The organism is Pseudomonas rossensis, from assembly GCF_039888995.1.
Classification (GTDB): domain Bacteria; phylum Pseudomonadota; class Gammaproteobacteria; order Pseudomonadales; family Pseudomonadaceae; genus Aquipseudomonas; species Aquipseudomonas rossensis.
The window spans coordinates 1-396 of sequence record NZ_JBBWCB010000339.1 but is presented as its reverse complement, the minus strand read 5'-3'; the positions used below and the strand labels follow the sequence as shown (position 1 = coordinate 396).

Below are 396 nucleotides of genomic sequence, written 5' to 3'. Positions count from 1 at the left end.
CTGCGTCGACTGCCGGAATTGCTCAGCCCCGAAGGCACGGTTCTGGCGTGCATGAACGATCCGGCGTTCGGTGCGGACTTCCTCATCGATGGCGTCACCCGCGAAGCACCGAGCCTGCGGTTCGAGCAACGGCTGGACAATCCGCCGGAATTTCCGGACGCCGATGTTGAATGCGGGTTGAAGGCGTTGGTGTTCAGGCTGGGTTAGCTGAAGATCAAAAGATCGCAGGCTTCGCCAGCTCACAGGGTGTACGCCATCCCAACGTAGGAGCTGGCGAAGCCTGCGATCTTTTGATGTTGATCTCAGCGCGGCTGCAACACCAACGCAAACAGCTCACCATGCCCATTCACATTGAGCTTGTGATAGAGATTGCGCCGGTGCACCTTCACCGTCTCC

General features: G+C 58.8%; 2 protein-coding genes. One reads left to right on the top strand and one right to left on the bottom strand.

What is annotated here, in order from left to right; genetic code table 11:
- On the top strand, nt 1-207 hold a 207-nt coding region (locus WLY71_RS30785; protein ID WP_347806594.1), incomplete at its 5' end, for a class I SAM-dependent methyltransferase.
- A 95-nt stretch (nt 208-302) separates the two neighbouring features.
- Here the strand turns inward: WLY71_RS30785 and WLY71_RS30780 are convergent.
- Nucleotides 303-396: LuxR C-terminal-related transcriptional regulator (locus WLY71_RS30780; RefSeq protein ID WP_347806595.1), on the bottom strand; the 94-nt coding region annotated here is incomplete at its 5' end.